Origin of the sequence: Tetzosporium hominis (assembly GCF_002265435.1) — a bacterium.
Taxonomy (GTDB): domain Bacteria; phylum Bacillota; class Bacilli; order Bacillales_A; family Planococcaceae; genus Chryseomicrobium; species Chryseomicrobium hominis.
In genome coordinates this window covers 1-19,631 of sequence record NZ_NOKQ01000342.1, presented here as the reverse complement: position 1 = coordinate 19,631, position 19,631 = coordinate 1, and the positions used below count along the sequence as shown (strand labels likewise).

General features: G+C 45.3%; 20 protein-coding genes and 1 rRNA gene. 6 read left to right on the top strand and 15 right to left on the bottom strand.

Annotated elements, in window-relative coordinates; genetic code table 11:
• Nucleotides 1–3 precede the first annotated feature (3 nt).
• Together nhaC and CF394_RS14285 are read right to left on the bottom strand one after the other, a co-directional pair.
• The gene (nhaC, locus tag CF394_RS14290; protein ID WP_094944488.1) at nt 4–1,416 is read right to left on the bottom strand and encodes a Na+/H+ antiporter NhaC; all 1,413 of its coding nucleotides are present in this window, start codon (nt 1,414–1,416) and stop codon (nt 4–6) included.
• Nucleotides 1,417–1,526: 110 nt separating this feature from the next.
• The gene (locus CF394_RS14285) at nt 1,527–2,624 is read right to left on the bottom strand and encodes an amidohydrolase (protein ID WP_094944487.1); all 1,098 of its coding nucleotides are present in this window, start codon (nt 2,622–2,624) and stop codon (nt 1,527–1,529) included.
• 85 nt (nt 2,625–2,709) lie between these two features.
• Here CF394_RS14285 and CF394_RS14280 point away from each other — a divergent pair, with 85 nt between their 5' ends.
• The gene (locus CF394_RS14280) at nt 2,710–3,144 is read left to right on the top strand and encodes a peptidylprolyl isomerase (RefSeq protein WP_094944485.1); all 435 of its coding nucleotides are present in this window, start codon (nt 2,710–2,712) and stop codon (nt 3,142–3,144) included.
• Nucleotides 3,145–3,183: 39 nt separating this feature from the next.
• Here CF394_RS14280 and CF394_RS14275 read toward each other — a convergent pair whose 3' ends face one another.
• The 7 genes from CF394_RS14275 to CF394_RS14245 all read right to left on the bottom strand — a co-directional run bounded on the left by CF394_RS14275 (nt 3,184) and on the right by CF394_RS14245 (nt 10,305).
• Complete coding sequence (locus CF394_RS14275; RefSeq protein WP_243370910.1) at nt 3,184–3,297, bottom strand: hypothetical protein; 114 nt, start codon at nt 3,295–3,297, stop codon at nt 3,184–3,186.
• Between the two features lie 35 nt (nt 3,298–3,332).
• Nucleotides 3,333–3,977, bottom strand: a complete 645-nt coding sequence (locus CF394_RS14270) for a PAS domain-containing protein (RefSeq protein WP_094944482.1) — start codon at nt 3,975–3,977, stop codon at nt 3,333–3,335.
• Nucleotides 3,978–4,095: 118 nt separating this feature from the next.
• Nucleotides 4,096–4,449 (bottom strand): hypothetical protein, encoded by a 354-nt coding sequence (locus CF394_RS14265; RefSeq protein ID WP_094944481.1) that lies wholly within the window; start codon nt 4,447–4,449, stop codon nt 4,096–4,098.
• A 179-nt stretch (nt 4,450–4,628) separates the two neighbouring features.
• The gene (gene trhO / locus CF394_RS14260; protein WP_094944479.1) at nt 4,629–5,585 is read right to left on the bottom strand and encodes an oxygen-dependent tRNA uridine(34) hydroxylase TrhO; all 957 of its coding nucleotides are present in this window, start codon (nt 5,583–5,585) and stop codon (nt 4,629–4,631) included.
• Nucleotides 5,586–5,648: 63 nt separating this feature from the next.
• Nucleotides 5,649–6,101 (bottom strand): YaiI/YqxD family protein, encoded by a 453-nt coding sequence (locus CF394_RS14255; protein WP_094944477.1) that lies wholly within the window; start codon nt 6,099–6,101, stop codon nt 5,649–5,651.
• An 11-nt stretch (nt 6,102–6,112) separates the two neighbouring features.
• Nucleotides 6,113–9,160, bottom strand: coding sequence for an AAA family ATPase (locus CF394_RS14250; protein WP_094944475.1), 3,048 nt, complete (start codon nt 9,158–9,160; stop codon nt 6,113–6,115).
• On the bottom strand, nt 9,160–10,305 hold the full coding sequence (locus CF394_RS14245) for an exonuclease SbcCD subunit D (RefSeq protein WP_094944473.1): 1,146 nt from the start codon (nt 10,303–10,305) through the stop codon (nt 9,160–9,162). Before CF394_RS14245 ends, CF394_RS14250 begins: the two co-directional genes overlap by 1 nt.
• Nucleotides 10,306–10,439: 134 nt before the next feature.
• On the opposite strand from CF394_RS14245, the gene putP reads away from it, so the two are divergent.
• The 4 genes from putP (at nt 10,440) to CF394_RS14225 (ending at nt 14,923) form a co-directional block, all read left to right on the top strand.
• The gene (gene putP, locus CF394_RS14240; RefSeq protein ID WP_094944471.1) at nt 10,440–11,930 is read left to right on the top strand and encodes a sodium/proline symporter PutP; all 1,491 of its coding nucleotides are present in this window, start codon (nt 10,440–10,442) and stop codon (nt 11,928–11,930) included.
• 135 nt (nt 11,931–12,065) lie between these two features.
• Nucleotides 12,066–13,085: a Delta(5) desaturase DesA gene (desA, locus tag CF394_RS14235; protein ID WP_094944469.1), complete on the top strand. Its 1,020-nt coding sequence runs from the start codon at nt 12,066–12,068 to the stop codon at nt 13,083–13,085.
• Nucleotides 13,086–13,196: 111 nt separating this feature from the next.
• Nucleotides 13,197–14,327, top strand: a complete 1,131-nt coding sequence (locus CF394_RS14230) for a sensor histidine kinase (RefSeq protein WP_094944467.1) — start codon at nt 13,197–13,199, stop codon at nt 14,325–14,327.
• On the top strand, nt 14,324–14,923 hold the full coding sequence (locus CF394_RS14225; protein WP_094944465.1) for a response regulator transcription factor: 600 nt from the start codon (nt 14,324–14,326) through the stop codon (nt 14,921–14,923). The genes CF394_RS14230 and CF394_RS14225 overlap by 4 nt, the downstream gene beginning before the upstream one ends.
• A gap of 11 nt (nt 14,924–14,934) precedes the next feature.
• On the opposite strand, the gene CF394_RS14220 is transcribed toward CF394_RS14225, so the two are convergent.
• Genes CF394_RS14220 through CF394_RS14200 form a run of 5 tightly spaced genes read right to left on the bottom strand, consistent with a single transcriptional unit; the run spans nt 14,935 to nt 18,382 of the window.
• Complete coding sequence (locus CF394_RS14220) at nt 14,935–15,738, bottom strand: metallophosphoesterase (protein WP_094944463.1); 804 nt, start codon at nt 15,736–15,738, stop codon at nt 14,935–14,937.
• 36 nt (nt 15,739–15,774) lie between these two features.
• Nucleotides 15,775–16,491 carry a CBS domain-containing protein gene (locus CF394_RS14215; protein ID WP_094944461.1) on the bottom strand — a complete coding sequence of 239 codons (717 nt, stop codon included), beginning with the start codon at nt 16,489–16,491 and terminating at the stop codon, nt 15,775–15,777.
• Nucleotides 16,492–16,500: 9 nt separating this feature from the next.
• A complete protein-coding gene (locus CF394_RS14210; RefSeq protein WP_094944459.1) occupies nt 16,501–17,283 on the bottom strand; it encodes a DUF2705 family protein in 783 nt (260 codons plus the stop codon).
• Nucleotides 17,280–18,182 carry an ABC transporter ATP-binding protein gene (locus tag CF394_RS14205; protein WP_094944458.1) on the bottom strand — a complete coding sequence of 301 codons (903 nt, stop codon included), beginning with the start codon at nt 18,180–18,182 and terminating at the stop codon, nt 17,280–17,282. Before CF394_RS14205 ends, CF394_RS14210 begins: the two co-directional genes overlap by 4 nt.
• Nucleotides 18,179–18,382: a PLD nuclease N-terminal domain-containing protein gene (locus CF394_RS14200; RefSeq protein ID WP_094944456.1), complete on the bottom strand. Its 204-nt coding sequence runs from the start codon at nt 18,380–18,382 to the stop codon at nt 18,179–18,181. Before CF394_RS14200 ends, CF394_RS14205 begins: the two co-directional genes overlap by 4 nt.
• Nucleotides 18,383–18,545: 163 nt before the next feature.
• Here CF394_RS14200 and CF394_RS14195 point away from each other — a divergent pair, with 163 nt between their 5' ends.
• Nucleotides 18,546–18,746, top strand: coding sequence for a CsbD family protein (locus CF394_RS14195; protein WP_094944455.1), 201 nt, complete (start codon nt 18,546–18,548; stop codon nt 18,744–18,746).
• Nucleotides 18,747–19,518: 772 nt separating this feature from the next.
• On the opposite strand, the gene rrf is transcribed toward CF394_RS14195, so the two are convergent.
• Nucleotides 19,519–19,631 (bottom strand): 5S ribosomal RNA (gene rrf / locus CF394_RS14190); the annotation flags it as partial.

The following is a 19,631-nucleotide window of genomic DNA, read 5'->3' as shown; positions in this document are numbered from 1 at the left end:
CTTTTATGCATTTTGTAATGCAGTTTGTTGACGTATTTTAACAATCGTAAATCCAGTAAATGCATAGATAATCGACAACAATGGCACCACAAAGTTCAACACAGCGTATGGGGCATATTCAAATGCACCAACCCCAAGTGTTCCTAGAATGAAGACACCACATGTGTTCCACGGGAAGAACACCGAAGTCAACGTCCCTCCGTCCTCAAGCGCTCTAGACAGATTGCGAGAATCCAAGCCCATCTTCTCATAGCTCTCAGCAAACATACGCGCAGGTACTACAATCGAGATATATTGCTCCGAACATGTCGCATTTGTAGTAATAGCTGCCGCAATCGTTGTAGCAACTAGAGATCCCGCTGATTTAGCTAAGCGTAGAATGTGGTTCATAATGGATTGCAACATACCAGAATACTCTAGAATCCCCCCGAATGTCATAGCTACAATCGTCATCGAGACGGTGTACATCATCGAATCCAGTCCACCCCGGTTAAACAAGTCATCAACTAGAGCATTTCCACTGTCAATCACATAACCAGCTTGCAGGGCAGATACTGCATCTGCTAAAGAACCACCTTGAACAAAGATTTGAGCAAGTACACCAAGTACGATCCCTACAATCAGTGCGGGAATAGCCGGCACTTTAAAGGCAACAAGCACAATAACAGCAAGTGGAATCAACAACAACCATGCAGAAATATCAAACTGTTGATTCAACTCGATGATTGTTTGATTGATAGCTTGTTGATCGATGGCTCCATTTGCATAGTTCTGACCGAGTACCCAGTAAACAGCAAGCGCAATGATGATTCCCGGTATTGTTGTATAGAGCATGTGGCGAATATGTACAAATAAATCCGTTCCTGTTAATCCAGAAGCCAAGTTCGTCGTGTCCGATAATGGGGACATCTTGTCTCCAAAGTAAGCTCCTGAGATGACAGCTCCCGCAATCATCGGTGCTGGAATTCCCATACTAAGACCAATCCCCATACCAGCTACACCAATCGTCCCCATCGTCGACCAAGAACTACCGATTGCCAATGATACGACCGCACAAATCACGGTAATGGTTACTAAGAAAAAGGCTGGAGAAATAATTTTCAGGCCGTAAAAAATCATCGTGGCCACGACGCCGCTTCCTATCCAAGCCCCAATTGTAAGCCCTACCAAAATAATGATGACGACAGCTGGAAGCGCTAAGCGAATCCCCTTATACATCATCTCTTCAATTTCCGCCCATTTAAAACCATGCTTCCAAGCTACGATCGCCGCAATGGACGTTCCGATAATTAGCGGAATATGCGGACCCTGTTCAAGCTCTACGATAGTATAAAACATCACTAAAATCATTAATACCAGTGGCAAGATAGCCCATCCTAGCGCCATGTCTTTTTTCTCAATTTTTGGTTTCTCCATACAAACACCCCTTTGTCGTTAATATGTCGTTAATGGAGTAATCATATAAGTGTGACAGAATTTTGTCAATATAAAAATAAGACATCGTTTTGTGAACGATGTCTCTCTTTTTATTTTGCAGCTCGACGTAGTACACTTGCTAATACACGTGAAGCCTGAGGCAAGATAGATGTATCAAACGACATGTCCGGGTGATGCAGACCATGCGTCATTCCTGCTCCAACTCCAATCATAGCTGCTTTAATTTCTGGTCGACGAATCGTGTAAAAATGGAAATCGTCGCTTCCCGACGTTTGGATCTCCGGCTCCAAAACAGAATCGCCCACTTCATCCAAGATCCCCTGACGAGCCAGCTCAGCTGCTTCCTTATCCACTTCTGCTCCTGGTGTCATATCCTGCCACTCCCACTCGATGGTGACATCAAACTGCTGGCCTATAGCACGTAACTTTCGCTCCACTTGTTCTTTGATTTCTGTCAGCACGTCATTTTTCTGGGCACGAGCATCAATTGCAAAGGAAGCTTGTCCTGGAATAATATTCAAGCTGTCTCCACCTGCATGAATGTTCGTCAGCTTTACAGAGTACGATTCAAAAGGTGAGAAGTAAATGCTTTTTAGCATCTGATGGATAGCAAAACTGACATCAATACTGTTCTTTCCTTGATGAGGACGAGCGCCGTGCGCATCTACCCCGTTGATCTTTCCTTGTAAAAACATCGCCGCTCCATGATGAATAGCTGGCGAATACTTTCCGTACTCGAGTTCTTCTGATGGTCGCAGATGCACACCAAATAAGTGCGTCACGCCGTCCACTGCTCCTCGGTCAATCATAGAGTTGGCCCCATTGCCTTTTTCTTCAGCTGGCTGGAAGATAAAACGGATGGTCTTCGAAAACGATTCGTCCTTCACTTCTACTAGAGCTCCTAGTACCATGGCCATATTAGCATCATGCCCACAGGAGTGATTCGCTTGGAACACACCATTTACTTCTTGCCACAACGCATCGATATCTGCACGAATGGCAATCACTTCTTGTCCTTCTCCTATTTCTGCGACAAGTCCTGTCACGTCCTCAAACGTACGGTAGCGCACGTCCAACTCGTCCATAATCTGCGCTAGCTTATTCGTCGTCTTAATCTCTTTCCAACTGACTTCTGCATTCGTATGAAAATGATGATACCATTCTAAGATTTGCTGTTCTCTGCTCATCGTCTTCCCCCGTGTCTCGTTTTTGTATCGCTCGCGTTCCGTGCTATACTAGTTCTGATGATAATTTGAAATGGAGGACTTTTCAATGGCGAAAACAGGTTACTTTTTAATGGAATCTGGCGACAAGCTAGAATTCGAACTTTTTCCAAACGAAGCACCGAACACAGTAGCAAACTTTGAGCAGCTTGCAAACTCTGGTTTTTATGACGGCGTAATTTTCCACCGCGTAATTCCAGGATTCGTTTCTCAAGGTGGAGACCCAACTGGTACAGGTATGGGCGGTAGCGGCAAAACAATCAAATGTGAGACTGAAGGCAACCCACACAAGCACGAGCCAGGCAGCCTATCAATGGCACACGCAGGCCGTGATACAGGCTCTAGCCAGTTCTTCATCGTTCACGAGTCTCAACCACATTTAGACGGCGTTCATACAGTATTCGGGAAATTGACTTCTGGTTTAGAAGCAGCCCGCAGTATGTCAAACGGCGACAAAATGAAAGAAGTTCGTGTAAACGGCTAAACCACAAAAAACCAGTTCAGGCAGCTGCCTGAACTGGTTTTATTCATTTACTAAGAGACGGTTGAGATAACTTGTCGCTTCTTTTGCTGGCAGTGGTTTAGAAAAATAATATCCTTGCATCACCATGCATTCTCTAAGTTGTAGGTAATGCACTTGCGCTTTAGTTTCTACTCCTTCCGCTACTAAGTCTATGCCCAGTCGTAGATATGTATCTCAAACCACGTTTCTAGTGGGGGGTAGTATTGTTCAATGACGTGACTTTTTTGAGAGGTTGCAACTGAGACATAGGCGTTATAAATATCCGTTTCCAATGTTTCCGGAAAGGCTTCCCAAATAGTCTCTCCAAGTAGCTCTTTTTTGGTACGACGAAGAAGACAAGCGGCTTGATCGTTCAGATACACGAATCGCCAATCTGTATCCAATGCATAAAAGGCATCCGTCATACTTTCTAACACATCATAAACTTCTCGGCGTTGTTGTTCTTCTAATGTGATATTTCGATGCGAGATAACCGCCGCCACTACTTTCTCATTTTCTTTTAATGGTGTGACTCGCATCAAATACCAACGATTTTCTTGGGGAGAAGGGCATGCATAGCTCGAATCGTAAAAAGCCAGTTTGCCATCAAGTACGGCTTGTATACCATTTACTTCTTCTAAAGAGCCAGCGTCTGTCAATATCGAAAGATAGTTGCGATGGATGTCTGTATAGTCTGGAGCTGCGCCATTTTGACGCGCAAATCTCTTCCAAGCTGCATTGGTAGCGTAAATTATACCGTCTGTATCTATTAGCGCAATATTTTCTTGAAATGCATCTAACAGAGCCTGCTGCATCTTCTCCCCTCCTTTTGTCCCATTGTACTTCTCATTTCAGCGTTTGTAATCTTTTAGTGAGGACAAAAAAATAGCCTTCTCTTCATTCATGTAGTGAATAAGAAAAGGCTAGGTAAGATTAGTTGGCATATGCTGTGATTTCACGGTTGAATAGTACAAATCCTTCCTTGTCCGAGTCTAATAAACAACGACGTGCTACGAGTTGGTGCGCCGCATCGATACGAATTTTCACTTCGTCTGTAGTGCGCTGCTTCAAATTGGTTAGTCCTTCTGACAATTGCTCCACTTCAGTTGACGTTTTCAAGTCAAAAATATTTTCTCCTGTAAACAACGGAGCTGTCTCTACTTGATTGAGATGGTAGAGGTCCCACTCCGGGTTTGTATATAAAATGGTGCCGTCAGGGGCGACAATGGCCGCTTGATCCATTAACACTTCCATAAAGTTTTGTATAAAAAATCCGATTTTCTCCATTACCCTCACTCCTGCTAGATCCTTGTGTTGCGGTGGATCATATCCCGCTTAATTATTATTAGTATAGCCTTATTTGCAATTGTTTAAACGTTTGTGTATAATAAGCCACTTTTCTGACAAATTGGAAATAACTAGGCATAAAAAAAACTCCCCCAAGGAGGGAGAGTTGAGTCAGGAAATTAGTTCACGTCCGCTGTTTCAAGTGCAGCTAAACGCTCTTCCACTTGCTCTGGAGTCATGTTGTGCTCGACTACATAGCGGTTACGTGGATGCGTACGGCACTCGTGCGAACAAGAGCGCATGTATTTGTGTTCATTTTCTTCTGAGCATAGGATTTTGTCGTTACATTCTGGGTTAGCACAGTTCACGTAGCGCTCACATGGCGTGCCGTCAAAGATGTCTTTTCCGACAATTACGTGTTCTACGCGGTTGATTGGCACCGCAATGCGATTATCAAATACGTACATTTGACCATCCCATAGCTGTCCTTTTACTTCAGGGTCTGTTCCGTATGTGTGAATACCACCGTGTAATTGGCTTACATCTTCAAAGCCTTCACGTTTCAACCAGCCAGAGAACTTTTCACAGCGGATACCGCCTGTGCAATACGTCAAAATCTTTTTGCCTTCGAGCTTGTCTTTGTTGTCTTTGATCCATTGTGGCAGATCACGGAAGTTGCGAATATCTGGACGTACCGATCCACGGAAGTGGCCAAGGTCGTACTCATAGTCATTACGAGCATCTAAAACGATTGTATCTTCTTGTTGCATCTGCTCGTAGAACTCTTTAGGTGACAAATACGTTCCCGTCAATTCATTCGGGTTGATATCGTCTTCTAGACCTAAATGAACGATTTCTTTCTTTGCACGGACGTGCATCTTTTTGAATGCATGACCTTCTGCATCATCCATTTTCCACATGATGTCTTTGAAGCGCTCGTCGTTGTTCATCATTTCCATATAAGCATCAGTCTGCTCGATTGTACCAGAGCATGTACCGTTGATTCCTTCGTGAGAGACAAGGATACGGCCTTTCAAGCCAATCTCCTTACATGCTGCTAAATGTTCTGCAGCAAATGTTTCCGGGTCTTCGATTGCGACATATTTATAATAAAGTAATACACGATACTGTTCCATTTTCGTTTGTTCCACCTTTAGTTTTATTCATCATAGTAGTATATCAAAAGTTCATCAAAATTTCTAGATGAATTCCTTATTTTGTAGGCGGAACACCAAATGTTCAAATTTTTGTTGAAAATGCTGATTGGCTTCTTTGCTGCGCTTCTTAGGACCTTTCATTCGCCCACCAGCCTGCCGAATCTTTTTGGCCAAATGACGGCGTTCAAGCATTCCTAAGATGTTGTCGTTCGTGTATTCATAACCGTTCTGATCGATGACGTACCCACCGCGAGCAAGGACCATGGCCGCGAGCCCGTAGTCTTGGGTCACGACAATATCTCCTTTATCCATATGATTGACGAGTACGAAATCCACGGCGTCTGCCCCTTTCGAGACGGTAATCGTCTCTGCTCCGGGACGCTCCATTACATGAGCTGTGTCACAAATTAACAGCACGGGGACACCTAGTTTCTGTCCGCTTTCAATTACTTCGGTGACGACAGGACAGCCGTCTGCATCTACTAAAATGCGCATGGCGCCTCCTCCTATCCTATCTGAAAGTAGGTCGAGCTCGTCCCACTTGCTGATTTCTTTACTCGCAGTTGTGCCGGAATGGCAGCCTGTAATTCTTTGACGTGCGAGATGACACCAATCAAACGGCCTGTTCGCTGCAATTGCACGAGAGCTTCGATGGCTTTTTGAAGGGATTCTTCATCAAGAGATCCAAATCCTTCATCAATAAACATCGTATCAATCTGAATCCCGCCGTTCATTTCTTGCATCACATCCGCCATTCCAAGCGCTAAGCTGAGCGAAGCATGGAACTTCTCGCCACCAGACAAGCTCTTGACATCACGGAACTGGCCCGTATACCCGTCGTAGACGTCCAGTTGCAGGCCACTCTGCTTGCCGTGACTCTCTTGGCGATCACTTCGAACCAAGCGGAACTGACCTCCTGATAGAGTTTCCAGGCGCTGATTCGCTGCTTCCGTGATCTGTTCCAAATACGCAATGAGCATGTAGCGCTCGAAGGATAACTTTTTGGTATTCTGTCCCCGAAGCGCATCATAAAGAGCCGTCGTAGTAGCGAGCTTCGCTTCCGTATCGCCCATTTTTTCTTTAAGGATATTCAGTTGCGAGATAAGACGTTCGGTCGCTTGGATTTTACTTTGCAGTGACTGAGACAGTTCTTTGAGCCCGTCCCATGTGGCTTTCGCCTCGATTACTTTTTGTTGCTGATCTTCAAGAGGTAGTTCTTCTTGATGCCCTTCTAATTCGCGCTCAAGAATTGTGCGTTCCGTAGCCACTTGGTGTACTTGTTTGTCGTAATCCTCAATGTCTTGCTTGAAGCGAATCAGCTCATTTTCAGGAACGACTGCTTGTTGGAAATCGGCTTCCTGACTAAATCCTTGTTCCTCAAGGGCTCGTTGCCAAGCTGTTGTAGTGCGCTCCTGTTCAGCAGTTAATTCCTGAAGTTGGTTGCGTTCCCATGCCGTCTGCTGCTGCAGTAACTGGAAGGCGTCTTTAAGCTGGCTATAGCGCTCTTGTAGTCGTTGCCACTCCTGCATCACTTGCTGAACTTGCTGCTGCTTATCTGCCAAATGGCGTTTCGTTTCATCTAATGCGTTATCGTCTGTTTGATCTCCTAACGCTTGTAACTGACCTTTGAGACGTTGCCATTCTTCTGACAGCGAGGCAAGCTTCCATTGTTTCTCCGGAAGTTGTTCTTTCAATTGCTTTTGTTGTGCGCGAAGTGGACGACCTTCTGCCATGCAAGCATCGGCTTGCTGCTGCTTCTGGCTGAGTTCTTCAATCAGGTGTTGCTGACGATTTAGCTGATTTCCCAACTCTGCCCTCTGCTCTATGACTTCAGCATGTGCTACTTCGAACGAGCGAATGTCTTGTTGCAAACGTTCCTGTTCAATCGTTAAACGCAACTGACGAGCCGTCGCTTCTTGAAGCCGCTTCTCTACTGTAGCCTGTGCATCATGCGACACACGGTCTGCTGATACTGCTGGTGCCGGGTGCTCCGTTGAACCACATACTGGGCAAGCCTGCCCCTCGTGGAGATGTGTCACAAGCTGCAGTGCGAGTTCATTTGCTTGTTGCTGCTGCACTTCTTGCCATGCTTTTGCTGCAAGTTCTTTGCTGCGAGTGGCTTCTGCTAAATCCACATTCAGTTTCTCAAGCTGCTTCTTTTGATTTTCATACTGTCCAACTTGTTGCAACTGCTCTTTGATTGTTGTAAGTTTTGCCGTTTCTTCTGGTAATGTCTTGCTCTCGTCCTGCAGCTGTTGGTATTGATCGACCAAATACTGCAGCCGCTCATCAATTTGCTGTAGCTGCTGTTCCAATTGTTCGACTTCAGTACGCTGTTGCTGCTGAGTCGTGGCTAGGCGACGTTCTTGCAAGACAAGTTGTTGCCGTTCCTCCAGTTGCGCAATCCGTTGCTGCAGTTGGTCCACTTCTAGACGAAGCTCGTGGCGCGCTTCTTCTTGCCCTTTCGCTGTCTGATACTCTGTGTCTGTTTTTTGGAACGCTTCTGTCGTTTGGTTCAGGCGTTTTTCTAAGTCTGCCACTTGCTCGCTTTTCGACGCCACCTGTTGCACAGCTTTTTGCCCAGCTTCATAGACATGATGAATCTGCTGAGCACGCTGTGCTACTTCTAAACGAGTGCGTACCTGTTCGATTAGTGGACGTTGTTTTACAAGCTTCTCCTCTTTTTCGATTAGTTCGGCTAAACGAGTTCGTTTTGCAACCATCCACTCGAGTTGCTGCAGAAGCTTTTGTTCGGATTGAAAGTGAGACCACGCCTGCTGTTCCTGCTCAATGGACTGCGTGTACTCTGTCTGCGCCGTTTCGAGTCCTGCTCCAAATGCCGCGTCAATTTGGTAGAGATTCGGTTCCGCCTGACGGAACGTCTCTTGCTCCGGATAAAGTCCTGCCGCTTGATTGACGAGCGTCGCGAGTACCGCCCGGTGTTGCTGTGAGGAATCTAAGAGCTGCTGACGACGTTCTTTCAAGAAGTCGTTCATTTTCTGGAACCGCTCTGTGCGGAATAGTTTCCTGAGAATGACTTCTTTTTGATCGGTCGACGACGTCAAAAACTTCCGGAACTCTCCTTGAGGTAGCATGACAATCTGATGGAACTGATCTGCAGTCATCCCTACGAGTTCCAGCAGTTTCGTATTGATTTCTCTTACCGTGTAACGTTCAACAAGAGGGATATCTCCTTCTTCTGTCTGCTCAACGAGCTCGTACTTCTCTCCCGTCGCTGTTTTGTTGCCTGCTTTGACGTGAGCCATCTGACGGAAGATACGAATGGTCTTGCCTCGTACTTCAAATGTCAGCTCGACAGCTGTATGCAAATCGTCCGGTGCAAAGTCGCTTCGTAACATGCGAGTGTCTTGACGGTCTTCTCCACTTCCGGTGCCAAACAAAGCGAAAGACAATGCATCAAAGATACTCGTCTTTCCTGCTCCCGTAGGACCTGCAATTACAAACAATGTATGCGGGTTCAGCTCAGAAAAGTCGATAGTCTCTTGCTCCCGGTAAGGTCCAAAAGCCGTCATTTTTAAATATAAAGGACGCATCAGTTGTCCCCCTCCTTCTCAGCATAATGCCAAGCTTCTTGGAAGAGCTCGGTCATCGCATCGTCTGGTTCATGACTTGTGATTTCTTGTAAAAAGGCCGTGAACAGGGCCTTCTCGCTGAGCTGCTGGCGTTCTATTAAAGGTACTGCTTGCTGCGAATCGAAAGAGAGCAACTGACGCTCGACATGTAAGGTGTTTGGGTATACCGTACGCAGTTGTTCCATTGGTGACAAGATAGGACCTTCATCGAGCAGTTTGACGATGACGTAATCGTCACTGATTGTGTGTTGCAACAAGTCTTGTAATTTCCCTTCAACTCGGCGCATAGCCCGACGTGGTGTCAGAGCAACTGATTCAATCTGTACAGATCCATCAGCAGCAAGTTCTACAAAGAGGACACCTTTTTCTGCTCCTGCTTCAGACAAGGCATAGATCATCGGACTACCGGAAAACCGGATATGGTCCATCCCGCAATGATGCGCTCGATGCAAGTGACCCAGGGCCGTATAATGGAACTTCTGAAACAACTGGGCAGATACATATTCCGCTCCTCCGATGGCTAAAGGACGCTCAGCTTCACTCGTATTATCTTCCGGCTCCCCGTAAGGCGTCACGAATGCATGACCTACAAATACGTGACGTACTCCTTCTTCAAGAGGTATACATGTATCAAGGATACGCTCCATCGCTTGTTGGTGATTCATAGACTGCTCTTCTTCTAATCGAAACTTGACCTGTGCAGGATCGAGGTAAGGGACTAAGTGAAAGTCTACGGGTCCTGCAGCATCTTCTAGACGAACCTTTTGCTGTCCAGGTACCCAGTCACCTACAAGATGTAGTCCTGAGGATTTCATGAAGCTCGACCCGAAATGCACACGCCCGGGACTGTCGTGATTCCCTGTCACCGCAAGAAACGGAATGTTGCGTACTTCTACCACCTCATGGAGCCACTCACCAAATAATTGAATCGCCTCGACTGGTGGGATGGCGCGGTCATAGATATCGCCCGCCATGATAATGACGTCGGGGCGTTGCTCGTCAATGACACGTAGCATTTCCCACAACATATGACGCTGATCATCAAGTAGTGATATTCCCTGTAACCATTTTCCTAAATGCCAATCGGCTGTATGTAAAATTTTCATGTGATGTCTCCTTCTGTAAACCCATTTTTCATTCGGTTCTTTCCTATATGAATATAATAGTTTTTCTATACAAAATGCTCTATACAGAATGCAATATACTTGTTACTATGAAATTTGAAAAGGAGGTTCTTATTATGTCAGCAGAAATTTATCAGATTATTGCCATAATTATCTATATGGTTGCGATGCTTGTTATCGGTTATTATGCGTACCGTAAAACAACCAACCTGAACGACTATATGCTTGGAGGACGTGATTTAGGTCCCGCTGTAACCGCTTTAAGTGCTGGGGCTGCAGATATGTCCGCTTGGCTACTCATGGGTCTACCTGGCGCTATCTATCTTTCAGGTCTAACGAGTGCATGGATTGCTATCGGTCTTACAATTGGGGCTTACTTGAACTGGGTGTTTGTTGCACCACGCCTTCGTGTCTATACAGAAGTTTCTAGTAACTCGATTACAATTCCAAGTTATTTAGACAACCGTCTAAAAGGGAAATCCGCGTTACTTCGTATTGCTTCAGGTATCATCATTTTACTATTCTTTACGTTCTATGTATCGTCTGGAATGGTAGCAGGTGGGAAATTCTTTGAAAGCTCGTTCGGCTTAGATTACCATACTGGTTTACTGATCGTTTCAGCAGTTGTAGTAGCCTACACGTTATTTGGTGGCTTCCTTGCTGTAAGTTACACAGATTTCTTACAAGGTCTGATGATGTTCATCGCCTTGATTCTTGTACCAGCCATCGGAATCATCGCCTTAGGTGGATTCGGTGAAACGGTTGATGCGATTCAAGCCGTTGAACCAAATCACTTCAGCTTATTTGCAGGAACTACAGTACTTGGTATCATCTCGACAGCCGCTTGGGGTCTTGGCTACTTTGGTCAACCTCATATCATCGTTCGTTTCATGGCAATCAAGTCGGCTCGTGAAGCCAAATCAGCTCGCCGTATCGGGATCGGTTGGATGATCTTCAGCTTGCTTGGTGCTATCGCTACAGCATTAGTTGGGGTCGCGTACTTTAACCAAGCTGGTCAAACACCACTTGACAAAGCTACAGCAGAAACGGTATTCATCTTATTAGGTCAAGCTGTCTTCCATCCGTTCATCGCTGGTCTAATGCTTGCAGCTATTTTAGCAGCTATCATGAGTACAATTTCTTCTCAATTAATCGTTACTTCTTCTGCACTAGTTGAAGACTTGTACAAGAAAGTCATCAAATCAGACGCAGAAGATAAAACATATGTACTTTATGGACGTATCGCTGTATTAGCAGTTTCTATCTTTGCAGGATTCCTTGCTTGGGAACAAAATGAGACCATCTTAGGTCTAGTTGAGTTTGCATGGGCAGGATTTGGTGCTTCATTCGGACCGGTCATCCTACTTTCTCTTTACTGGAGAAAACTGACATCTCAAGGCGCTCTTGCTGGTATGATCACAGGTGCTATCGTGGTAGTCGTATGGGCTAACATCGAAGTACTAAAATCAGCTATGTATGAAATCGTACCTGGTTTCATCTTGAGCTTAATCGTAGCAGTTGTAGTAAGTATAATCACTTACAAACCAAACCCAGCTATCGAAGAAGAATTCAATGAAACAAATCGTTTAATTAATGAAAACAAATAAGGTTTATAAAGCTCTCGCTTCGGCGGGAGCTTTTTTTATGACAGTTGTCATGTCAGATTGCTTACATCTGTTTCTACTAGCTGGTCCTAATTTTTCGTATGCTTACTGTAGAAGATTTCGTACAGGAGGCATCACATGGACAAACAGCGCATTCGCGAGCTTCGTAAGCAAGTGGCTCCCTTTGAAAAATCACAACTTAATAAAAGTATTTTCCAAGTCATCAATACCATCCCGCCCCTCTTTTTAGTTTGGGCACTTGCGTATCTGGCCTTTGATATTTCGGTATGGTTAAGTGTAGGACTGGCTGTAATCGCAGCAGGCTTCATGGTTCGCACATTCATCATCTTCCATGATTGCACACACGGATCGTTCTTTAAAAACAAAAAAGCCAACAACATCATGGGGAACATCACAGGAATCTTGACGTTATTCGCTTACGAAAAGTGGAAACGTGAACATTCGATTCACCATGCTACAAGCAGTAACCTCGACAAACGAGGAACAGGCGACATGTGGGTCATGACAGTAGAAGAGTACACAGAAGCGACACCAGGACAACGTCTTGCTTACCGCTTGTACCGCAACCCGCTTGTCATGTTCGGCCTTGGACCTATCTACTTGTTCTTGGTATCAAGCCGCATTAACCGTAAGGATGCGCGCCCAAAAGAACGTTGGAACACACACTTTATTACATTAGCTGTTGTTGTACTTTACACACTTGCTGGATTCTTACTTGGATGGAAAGAGTTCGCTATCATTCAAGGAACAACTGTTTATGTAGCCGGCGTACTCGGCATCTGGTTGTTCTACGTACAGCATCAGTTTGAAGATTCGTATTTTGAAGAAGAAGCAGAATGGGATTACGTAAAAGCTGCAGTAGACGGCAGCTCGTACTACCAGCTTCCAAAAGTTCTTCAGTGGTTGACTGGAAACATCGGCTACCACCACGTGCATCACTTGAGCCCACGTGTACCGAATTATTTACTAGAAGAAGCGCACGAGAAAACACCACCGCTTCAAAAAGCGACGACGATCACTTTGGCAACGAGCTTGACTTCATTGAAGTTCCGTCTGTATGACGAGGCTGCTAAGACATTCATCTCGTTCAAAGATTGGAAACAGCGTCAAATGAGCACTCGCACAACGACTTCTTAAGTCAAAGGCTGACCCTTCCCCTATACTGAAGAACACTCTATACTAGAGGAAGCAGAGTAGTGCTTGCCTGGTCACTCTGTGGCCAGGCTATTTTTTATGGGGGGTGGACACATGCCGAAATGGTATCAGCTGTTCCCACGGTCTCCATGGCTCAGTCTGTATGCCTGGATCGTGTTCTGTGTCCTGCCTTTCTTCTTCTTGTTCCGCTCAACTGGTTGGGAAGAGATTGTTCTAGGACTTAGTTTACTTGGATTGTTTTTCTTATTGTATCGCTTCTCCTTTTTCTTAAAAGGCACGCTTTTTTACATTGCCGTGCTACTTGAAATTGCAGTAGCCTCCGCAATGACCTTGCTGTTTGGCTACGTCTATCTGAGTATTTTCTTATCATTTTTCATTGGCTTTATTGAAAGTAAGGCCCGCTTTTTCGTACTTTACGGGATTCATATTTTAGCCGTTACACTTAGCGTTGTCTTCGGCTTTTTCTTAGAATTTGAAGTGTTCATGTCGTACTTGCCTTTCTTGATCATCAGCTTGATTGGGATTGTATTATTGCCGTTTGCCACGTTCTCTAAAGCTCGTCAGGATTATTTGACCGGTGAATTAGAGGATGCCCATGACAAGATTGCGCGTATGAGTGTCATAGAAGAACGCCAGCGTATTGCTCGTGACTTGCACGATACGCTCGGACAGAAACTGTCTTTGATTGGATTAAAAAGTGAGCTGGCTTCAAAATTAATGGATAAGGATCCAGAGCGAGCAAAGAAAGAGTTAAAAGAAGTACAACAGACGTCTCGTCTTGCTTTAAAAGAAGTACGTGAGCTCGTTTCAACAATTCGAACCGTGCATTTTGAAGATGAAGTGGAGTCCGCCTCGCAACTACTAGCTGCTGCAGATATCCAGTTCATTCGTGAGGGTGGACGTGTGCATGAAAACTTGCCTCTACTGATGGAATCGATTTTGAGTATGGCATTAAAAGAGGCCGTAACAAATGTCGTCAAACATAGTGGAGCTTCATACTGCCGGATCAACTTGAACAGTGCTTCTCAATTGACGGTTTTGCAAGTTGAAGATGATGGGATCGGCGATGAAACCAGAAGCTATATTGAAGGAAATGGACTTGCGGGTATGCGCGAACGAATTGAATTTGTCAACGGCTCGCTCACGGTGGAACAGCACAGCGGAACGCGTCTGACGATTGCCGTTCCTCACGTAGCCCCACAGAGAAAGGATGAATCGTTATGATACGGATTGTACTTGCCGAAGACCAGCGCATGCTGCTCGGTGCTCTAGGCTCCCTGTTAGAACTTGAAGAGGATATGGAGGTCGTTGGCCTTGCGAGGGACGGCGAAGAGGCGTTGCAATTAGTGCAAGATTTGTCACCGGATATTTGTATCACGGATATTGAGATGCCCAACTTGACGGGGCTTGAACTTGCAGAAAAACTGAAGGACCATCCCTGCAAAGTGTTGATTCTGACGACGTTTGCGCGCTCTGGCTACTTTGAGAAAGCTCGTCAGGCAGAAGTTGATGGATATTTGATCAAGGACAGCCCTAGTGAAGAGCTTGCCTATGCAATCCGTTCCATTCTTGGAGGACGCAAAATGTACTCTCCGGAGCTGATGGAGCTGGCATTTGATGCGCCAAACCCTCTGACAGAACGAGAGCTTCAAATCATGGAATTGATGGCAGAAGGAAAAAGTTCAAAAGAAATTTCTTCCGTGTTGTTCTTGTCATCAGGAACTGTCCGCAATTACATATCCGTGATTTTGGACAAACTTCAAGTGAGCAATCGCATCGAGGCTATTTCCAAAGCAAAAGAAAAAGGCTGGTTCAAGTGACCAGCCTTTTGTCATGGCGATAAGATGACCGTGACGACTTCCGGACGATTGAAAATGCGTACCGGAAACAGACTATTTCCTAAGCCGCGACTGACGACCATCTGCGTCTCGCCTTCTTCATACACACCAGCTGTATACTTCGGGAAGAACCCCTGTCCTGGAGCAATAAGACCGCCCAGACCCGGGATTCGTATTTGGCCTCCATGGGCATGGCCTGAGAACACCAGACTTTGTTCGCTCCTTACATACTCTTCAAACACTTCGGGTCTGTGAGACAGTGTGAGACGTGGCAGATCTGTTCGAGGATGCTTAGCAAGCGCGTCCGCTATAGGAGTTCCGTTCAGCGGGTCATCGATTCCGAAGACCTCGATGGTCTGTCCCTCTATTGATAAGGTCTCTACTTCATTCGATAAAACCGTCACGCCAAGTTGTGAAAGGCTTGATTTGATTTCATCGACCTTCCCCGTCGCAATTTCATGATTTCCCGTCACGTAATAGACAGGTGCCAGTTCTACAAACCCTTTCACTGCCTGAAGACTCTGTTCTAGATTGTAGCGATTGCTGTCCACGACATCACCAGTAACGAAAATCAGGTCCGGCTCTTGTTCCGCGACTTTTGCAATCAGATCCTGCTGTTCTTCGCCAAATGCTGCATCATGAAGGTCGGATACTTGCACAACTCGGAGCCCTTCTAGCTCTTGAGGAAGTTCTGCAAGGCGAATCTCCTGCTGCGTCACCGCAATAGTCGTATTTCCAATATAGGTAATGATGATGAAAGCGACAATTACCGCTACAAATCCTAAAAGTTTTTTCATATGTCAGTCCTTGTTGAATTATTTCCCGGGAAATAGCTAATTGAGTTTTAAAATATCGAACGGTGTCACAATTCCCAGCAGTTCACTAGATGCCTCTCCATCTTCCGTGATTAAGAGTGCTTCTAGTCGATGGCCTCGTGTCAATTCGGTCTTGAACATCTCTTCTGCCACGTAAGCCGATGTATCTCCACTGATGAAGCGATGATTATCTCGCTTGTTTTCGTGAACTAGAATGTCTTCTAATGTCGTTTTACGTAAGGAAATCGTATCTTCTCGCAAATTGCTTGCCAGAAAGGCCGTAATTCCGACAGGTGTTACAAGTCCTTTGAACTCTGAACCTAAATAGACTGGAAATTGATTGAACTTTTTCTCTCGAATGATTTTTAACGCATAGCTTAGTGAATCTCCGATTTGAAACGTCAATACATCTCGCCGAAAGATCTCGCCGACAGAATTCGGATGCATGAGTGCCTGTTCGATTTCTTCCATCTTCGCCACCACATCGTCATGCGGTTCTGCAATGACATACTCTGTAGACGTCCGGTGATGAACGATGGCGTTTCGCAAATCTCCATATTCTCTTAAATCCGCCTCATATCTACGAATGACCGCACTTTTCTTTTTGGCCATATCAATTAAACGAAAGAACGAATGATGTTCTTTGGCTCCTGACAGTTCTTTCATTTCTTGATCGATTCGGTTATAAGCCGATATAAATCGGTCTGAATTGCGTTCTTTTGCCGCCTGCTCCATAAAACCACCTCACAACGTGACTTTTGCTGCTCGCTTCTGTGCAATTAGTATAGACAGCGTAACGCAAACAATCACTAAAAGTACAGCAATAGCTATAGTCCACCAAAGATCAGAGTTAGGCGCATCTCCTGCCATTACCATCGCTGCGTACGAATACAATTTCCAAGGTGTCCACGGCCAATAACGAAGTACCAAGCCATCTATCATTGGGAAGAACACAATCAAGAAGATGGACAACGCTGTGGCAATCCCTGGCGAGAATAGTGCACTCACGAGCAGCGTCATACTTAAAGCGACGACAATCCACAGCGAATAGATCCCAATCATGCCAAAAAACTTGGCCAGTGAGAACTCACCAAATAGCAGATGTATGTAATAGGCACTAGCACTAATTCCTACGACAAAGCTTACCAGTAATAGAAGCAAGCTACTGCTCCATTTACTTAGAATATAAGAACTATACGAAAGCGGACGCACATAAAGGAATGCTGCAGTCCCATTCTTACGTTCTTTGGCAACGAGTCCCGAGAACGCAAACGCAATAATCAGCATGCCGATAAATTGATATTGTCCTAGCGCTGAACCAAAAATTTGTCCAGGGGTCATCTCTGGTAACTGAAGGACCGCTCCGTCTGGCATATTTCCAGCAGACTCTAAAATTTGTGGCAAGAAATACGTCATGATGGGTTCCATAATCCCCAAAAGGATAAAGACAATCGGAATCCATACCCATTTTAAGTTGCGCACACTTTCTTTCCATTCTTTTTGAAACAGTACAGTGAACTGACTCATTTGCCGTTCACCACCTTTAAGAAGATTTGTTCAAGAGACGCACGGGCGCGCTCGACCTTATTGATAGGTAGACCCGATTGCACAATGCTTTCAAGCACTTGTTGCATAGCCGGTTGCTCCTCATTAATCGAGATATAGACCAAGTGGTTCTCTTGGTGAGCAGGAAGTGGTGATGAGTCAACAAACTGAGCGGCGTCTTCTACAGAAGTGAAATGCACTTCATAATGTGCTTCTTCGTACTTCTTCTGAATATCTGTTAGAGATCCTTGTTCAATCAATTTCCCTTTTCTTAAAAACAGCAACTGATCGGTCATCTCTTCTGCATCGTTTAAAATATGAGTAGAGTAAAGAATTGTCGTTTTGTGTTGTAGTTCTTTGATCAAGTTTAGAAGCTCGCGACGTCCTAAAGGATCTAGCGCTGAGACAGGCTCGTCTAAAAACAAGAAAGTCGGCTTATGTACTATAGCTTGAGCCAAGCCCAGACGTTGCCTCATCCCTCCAGAAAACCCACCAATCTTCTTTTTCTTCGCATCTCCAAGTCCTACGAAGTCGAGCGCCTTTTCAGACTCATGACGTGCTGATTTTGCCTCAACTCCACTTAAACGAGCAGCCATCTCCAAATACTCAAGAGGGTTCATCCAGCCATAAAACTTAGGATATTGCGATAAGAATCCAATCTTGTTACGAAAGTCTTGATTGGCTTTTCCATCTACTACAATCGTGCCTGAAGTCGGTTCAAGTAAATGCGTCAGCATCGACAAGGTTGTTGTCTTCCCCGCCCCATTAGGTCCGATAAGAGCGGTTGCTGTGTTGGGTTCCAAAGTGAATGAGACGTCATCAACAACGGTCTCGTTCCCAAACCGCTTGGTCAAGCTTTCTACATGAATCAATCCGCTCATTGAGTTTTCCTCCCCACGAGGAAATATACGATAGGCCCAATGATGTTTCCAAAGACAATAATCAGAGCCCACAACCACTTCGGCCCATTTGTTGCGGGAATACGAACGAGATCAATAAGTGCGACAACAATTAATACGAATTGAAGTAGAAGTATGGGGGCAACCAGTGCCCAAGGGATATCTGTTAGTGCAGCTTCCATAAAAGTTCCTCCCTTTACAAAGTCTACTACTTAGTACGTTTGGGAGAAGCGAGCGTTTCATATTAGAACAAGAATATGCACAAATTTCACTATTGTTTGAATCCATGAAACATGGGTATCTTAATTCTAGAACTAGTCACGGAAAACAGAGGAGGAATTTACAATGGCAAAAGACGGATTTTCGAATAAAGTAGAAGGCAAACTTGAGAAAGTTTCTGGTAAATTCAAAGAAGCAGTTGGCGATGCAACAGATAACAAATCACTAGAGCGCGAAGGCAAGAAAGAACAACTTAAAGGAAATGTTCAGGAAAAAGCTGGACAAGCACAACAAAACTTTGAAGACCTGACAAAAGATCGTCATTAATAGTCAGAAAACCTAGGAGTCTCAGGACTTCTAGGCTTTTTTCATGTTAGTAAGAGGATGGATATATAGTGGCTTTTCTAGAAAGGGCGGGTTTGGGTATTCATTCATTTGAGAAGGTCTTTCATTGGTTCGCTATGGAAATGACTTCGATGATCTAAAAAGTGGGGGCAGATATCGATTTTACGTCGGCAGTTGCTACGTTTTCGTCGAGACCTAGAATGGAGTACCTACTTCAGTGGCTCGAGTTTCAGTCGCATCGCCAAGTATCTGCCGCAGTTCATTGAGTATCTGCTGTAGATGGCGGCTTATCGGCCGCAGTTGCCCGAATATCGGTCACTTCTTCAGGTATCTGCCGCAGTTCATTGAGTATCTGCTGCAGATGGCGGCGTAAGGGCCGCAGTTGCCCGAATATCGGTCACTTCTTCAGGTATCTGCCGCAGTTCATTGAGTATCTGCTGTAGATGGCGGCTTATCGGCCGCAGTTGCTCGAATATCGGCCACACTTTCAAGTATCTGCACCAACAGTCTTCACCACATATGCCCTTGCTAGAAAGGCCCTTCCCCCATTAAAGGTCTTGCCCTAAGAATTGGCTGTGCATCGACACGTAATCGAGTTGCAGGCGTTAGAAATACATTCAAAGATCATTCGCACCCACAGAGGCAGAGTGTGCGTCTCTATGGGTACGCCTGATCTCCGAAGCATTTCTGGGCGAACGCCTTCCACATCTAAGAATACAAAAAAGGCCATCCCTCTCGGGATGACCTTCGTGTTGCCCAGCGACGTCCTACTCTCACAGGGGGAGACCCCCAACTACCATCGGCGCTGAAGAGCTTAACTTCCGTGTTCGGTATGGGAACGGGTGTGACCTCTTCGCCATCATCACT

Coding starts and splice junctions, on each gene's coding strand:
- CF394_RS14220 (WP_094944463.1), bottom strand. CDS start 15,738: ATGAAAAAACTTTTAGGATTTGTAGCGGTAATTGTCGCTTTCATCATC.
- CF394_RS14255 (WP_094944477.1), bottom strand. CDS start 6,101: ATGCGCATTTTAGTAGATGCAGACGGCTGTCCTGTCGTCACCGAAGTA.
- nhaC (WP_094944488.1), bottom strand. CDS start 1,416: ATGGAGAAACCAAAAATTGAGAAAAAAGACATGGCGCTAGGATGGGCT.
- CF394_RS14270 (WP_094944482.1), bottom strand. CDS start 3,977: ATGCAGCAGGCTCTGTTAGATGCATTTCAAGAAAATATTGCGCTAATA.
- CF394_RS14215 (WP_094944461.1), bottom strand. CDS start 16,491: ATGGAGCAGGCGGCAAAAGAACGCAATTCAGACCGATTTATATCGGCT.
- CF394_RS14210 (WP_094944459.1), bottom strand. CDS start 17,283: ATGAGTCAGTTCACTGTACTGTTTCAAAAAGAATGGAAAGAAAGTGTG.
- CF394_RS14245 (WP_094944473.1), bottom strand. CDS start 10,305: ATGAAAATTTTACATACAGCCGATTGGCATTTAGGAAAATGGTTACAG.
- putP (WP_094944471.1), top strand. CDS start 10,440: ATGTCAGCAGAAATTTATCAGATTATTGCCATAATTATCTATATGGTT.
- CF394_RS14200 (WP_094944456.1), bottom strand. CDS start 18,382: ATGGAAGCTGCACTAACAGATATCCCTTGGGCACTGGTTGCCCCCATA.
- trhO (WP_094944479.1), bottom strand. CDS start 5,585: ATGGAACAGTATCGTGTATTACTTTATTATAAATATGTCGCAATCGAA.
- desA (WP_094944469.1), top strand. CDS start 12,066: ATGGACAAACAGCGCATTCGCGAGCTTCGTAAGCAAGTGGCTCCCTTT.
- CF394_RS14250 (WP_094944475.1), bottom strand. CDS start 9,160: ATGCGTCCTTTATATTTAAAAATGACGGCTTTTGGACCTTACCGGGAG.
- CF394_RS14230 (WP_094944467.1), top strand. CDS start 13,197: ATGCCGAAATGGTATCAGCTGTTCCCACGGTCTCCATGGCTCAGTCTG.
- CF394_RS14195 (WP_094944455.1), top strand. CDS start 18,546: ATGGCAAAAGACGGATTTTCGAATAAAGTAGAAGGCAAACTTGAGAAA.
- CF394_RS14225 (WP_094944465.1), top strand. CDS start 14,324: ATGATACGGATTGTACTTGCCGAAGACCAGCGCATGCTGCTCGGTGCT.
- CF394_RS14280 (WP_094944485.1), top strand. CDS start 2,710: ATGGCGAAAACAGGTTACTTTTTAATGGAATCTGGCGACAAGCTAGAA.
- CF394_RS14285 (WP_094944487.1), bottom strand. CDS start 2,624: ATGAGCAGAGAACAGCAAATCTTAGAATGGTATCATCATTTTCATACG.
- CF394_RS14265 (WP_094944481.1), bottom strand. CDS start 4,449: ATGGAGAAAATCGGATTTTTTATACAAAACTTTATGGAAGTGTTAATG.
- CF394_RS14205 (WP_094944458.1), bottom strand. CDS start 18,182: ATGAGCGGATTGATTCATGTAGAAAGCTTGACCAAGCGGTTTGGGAAC.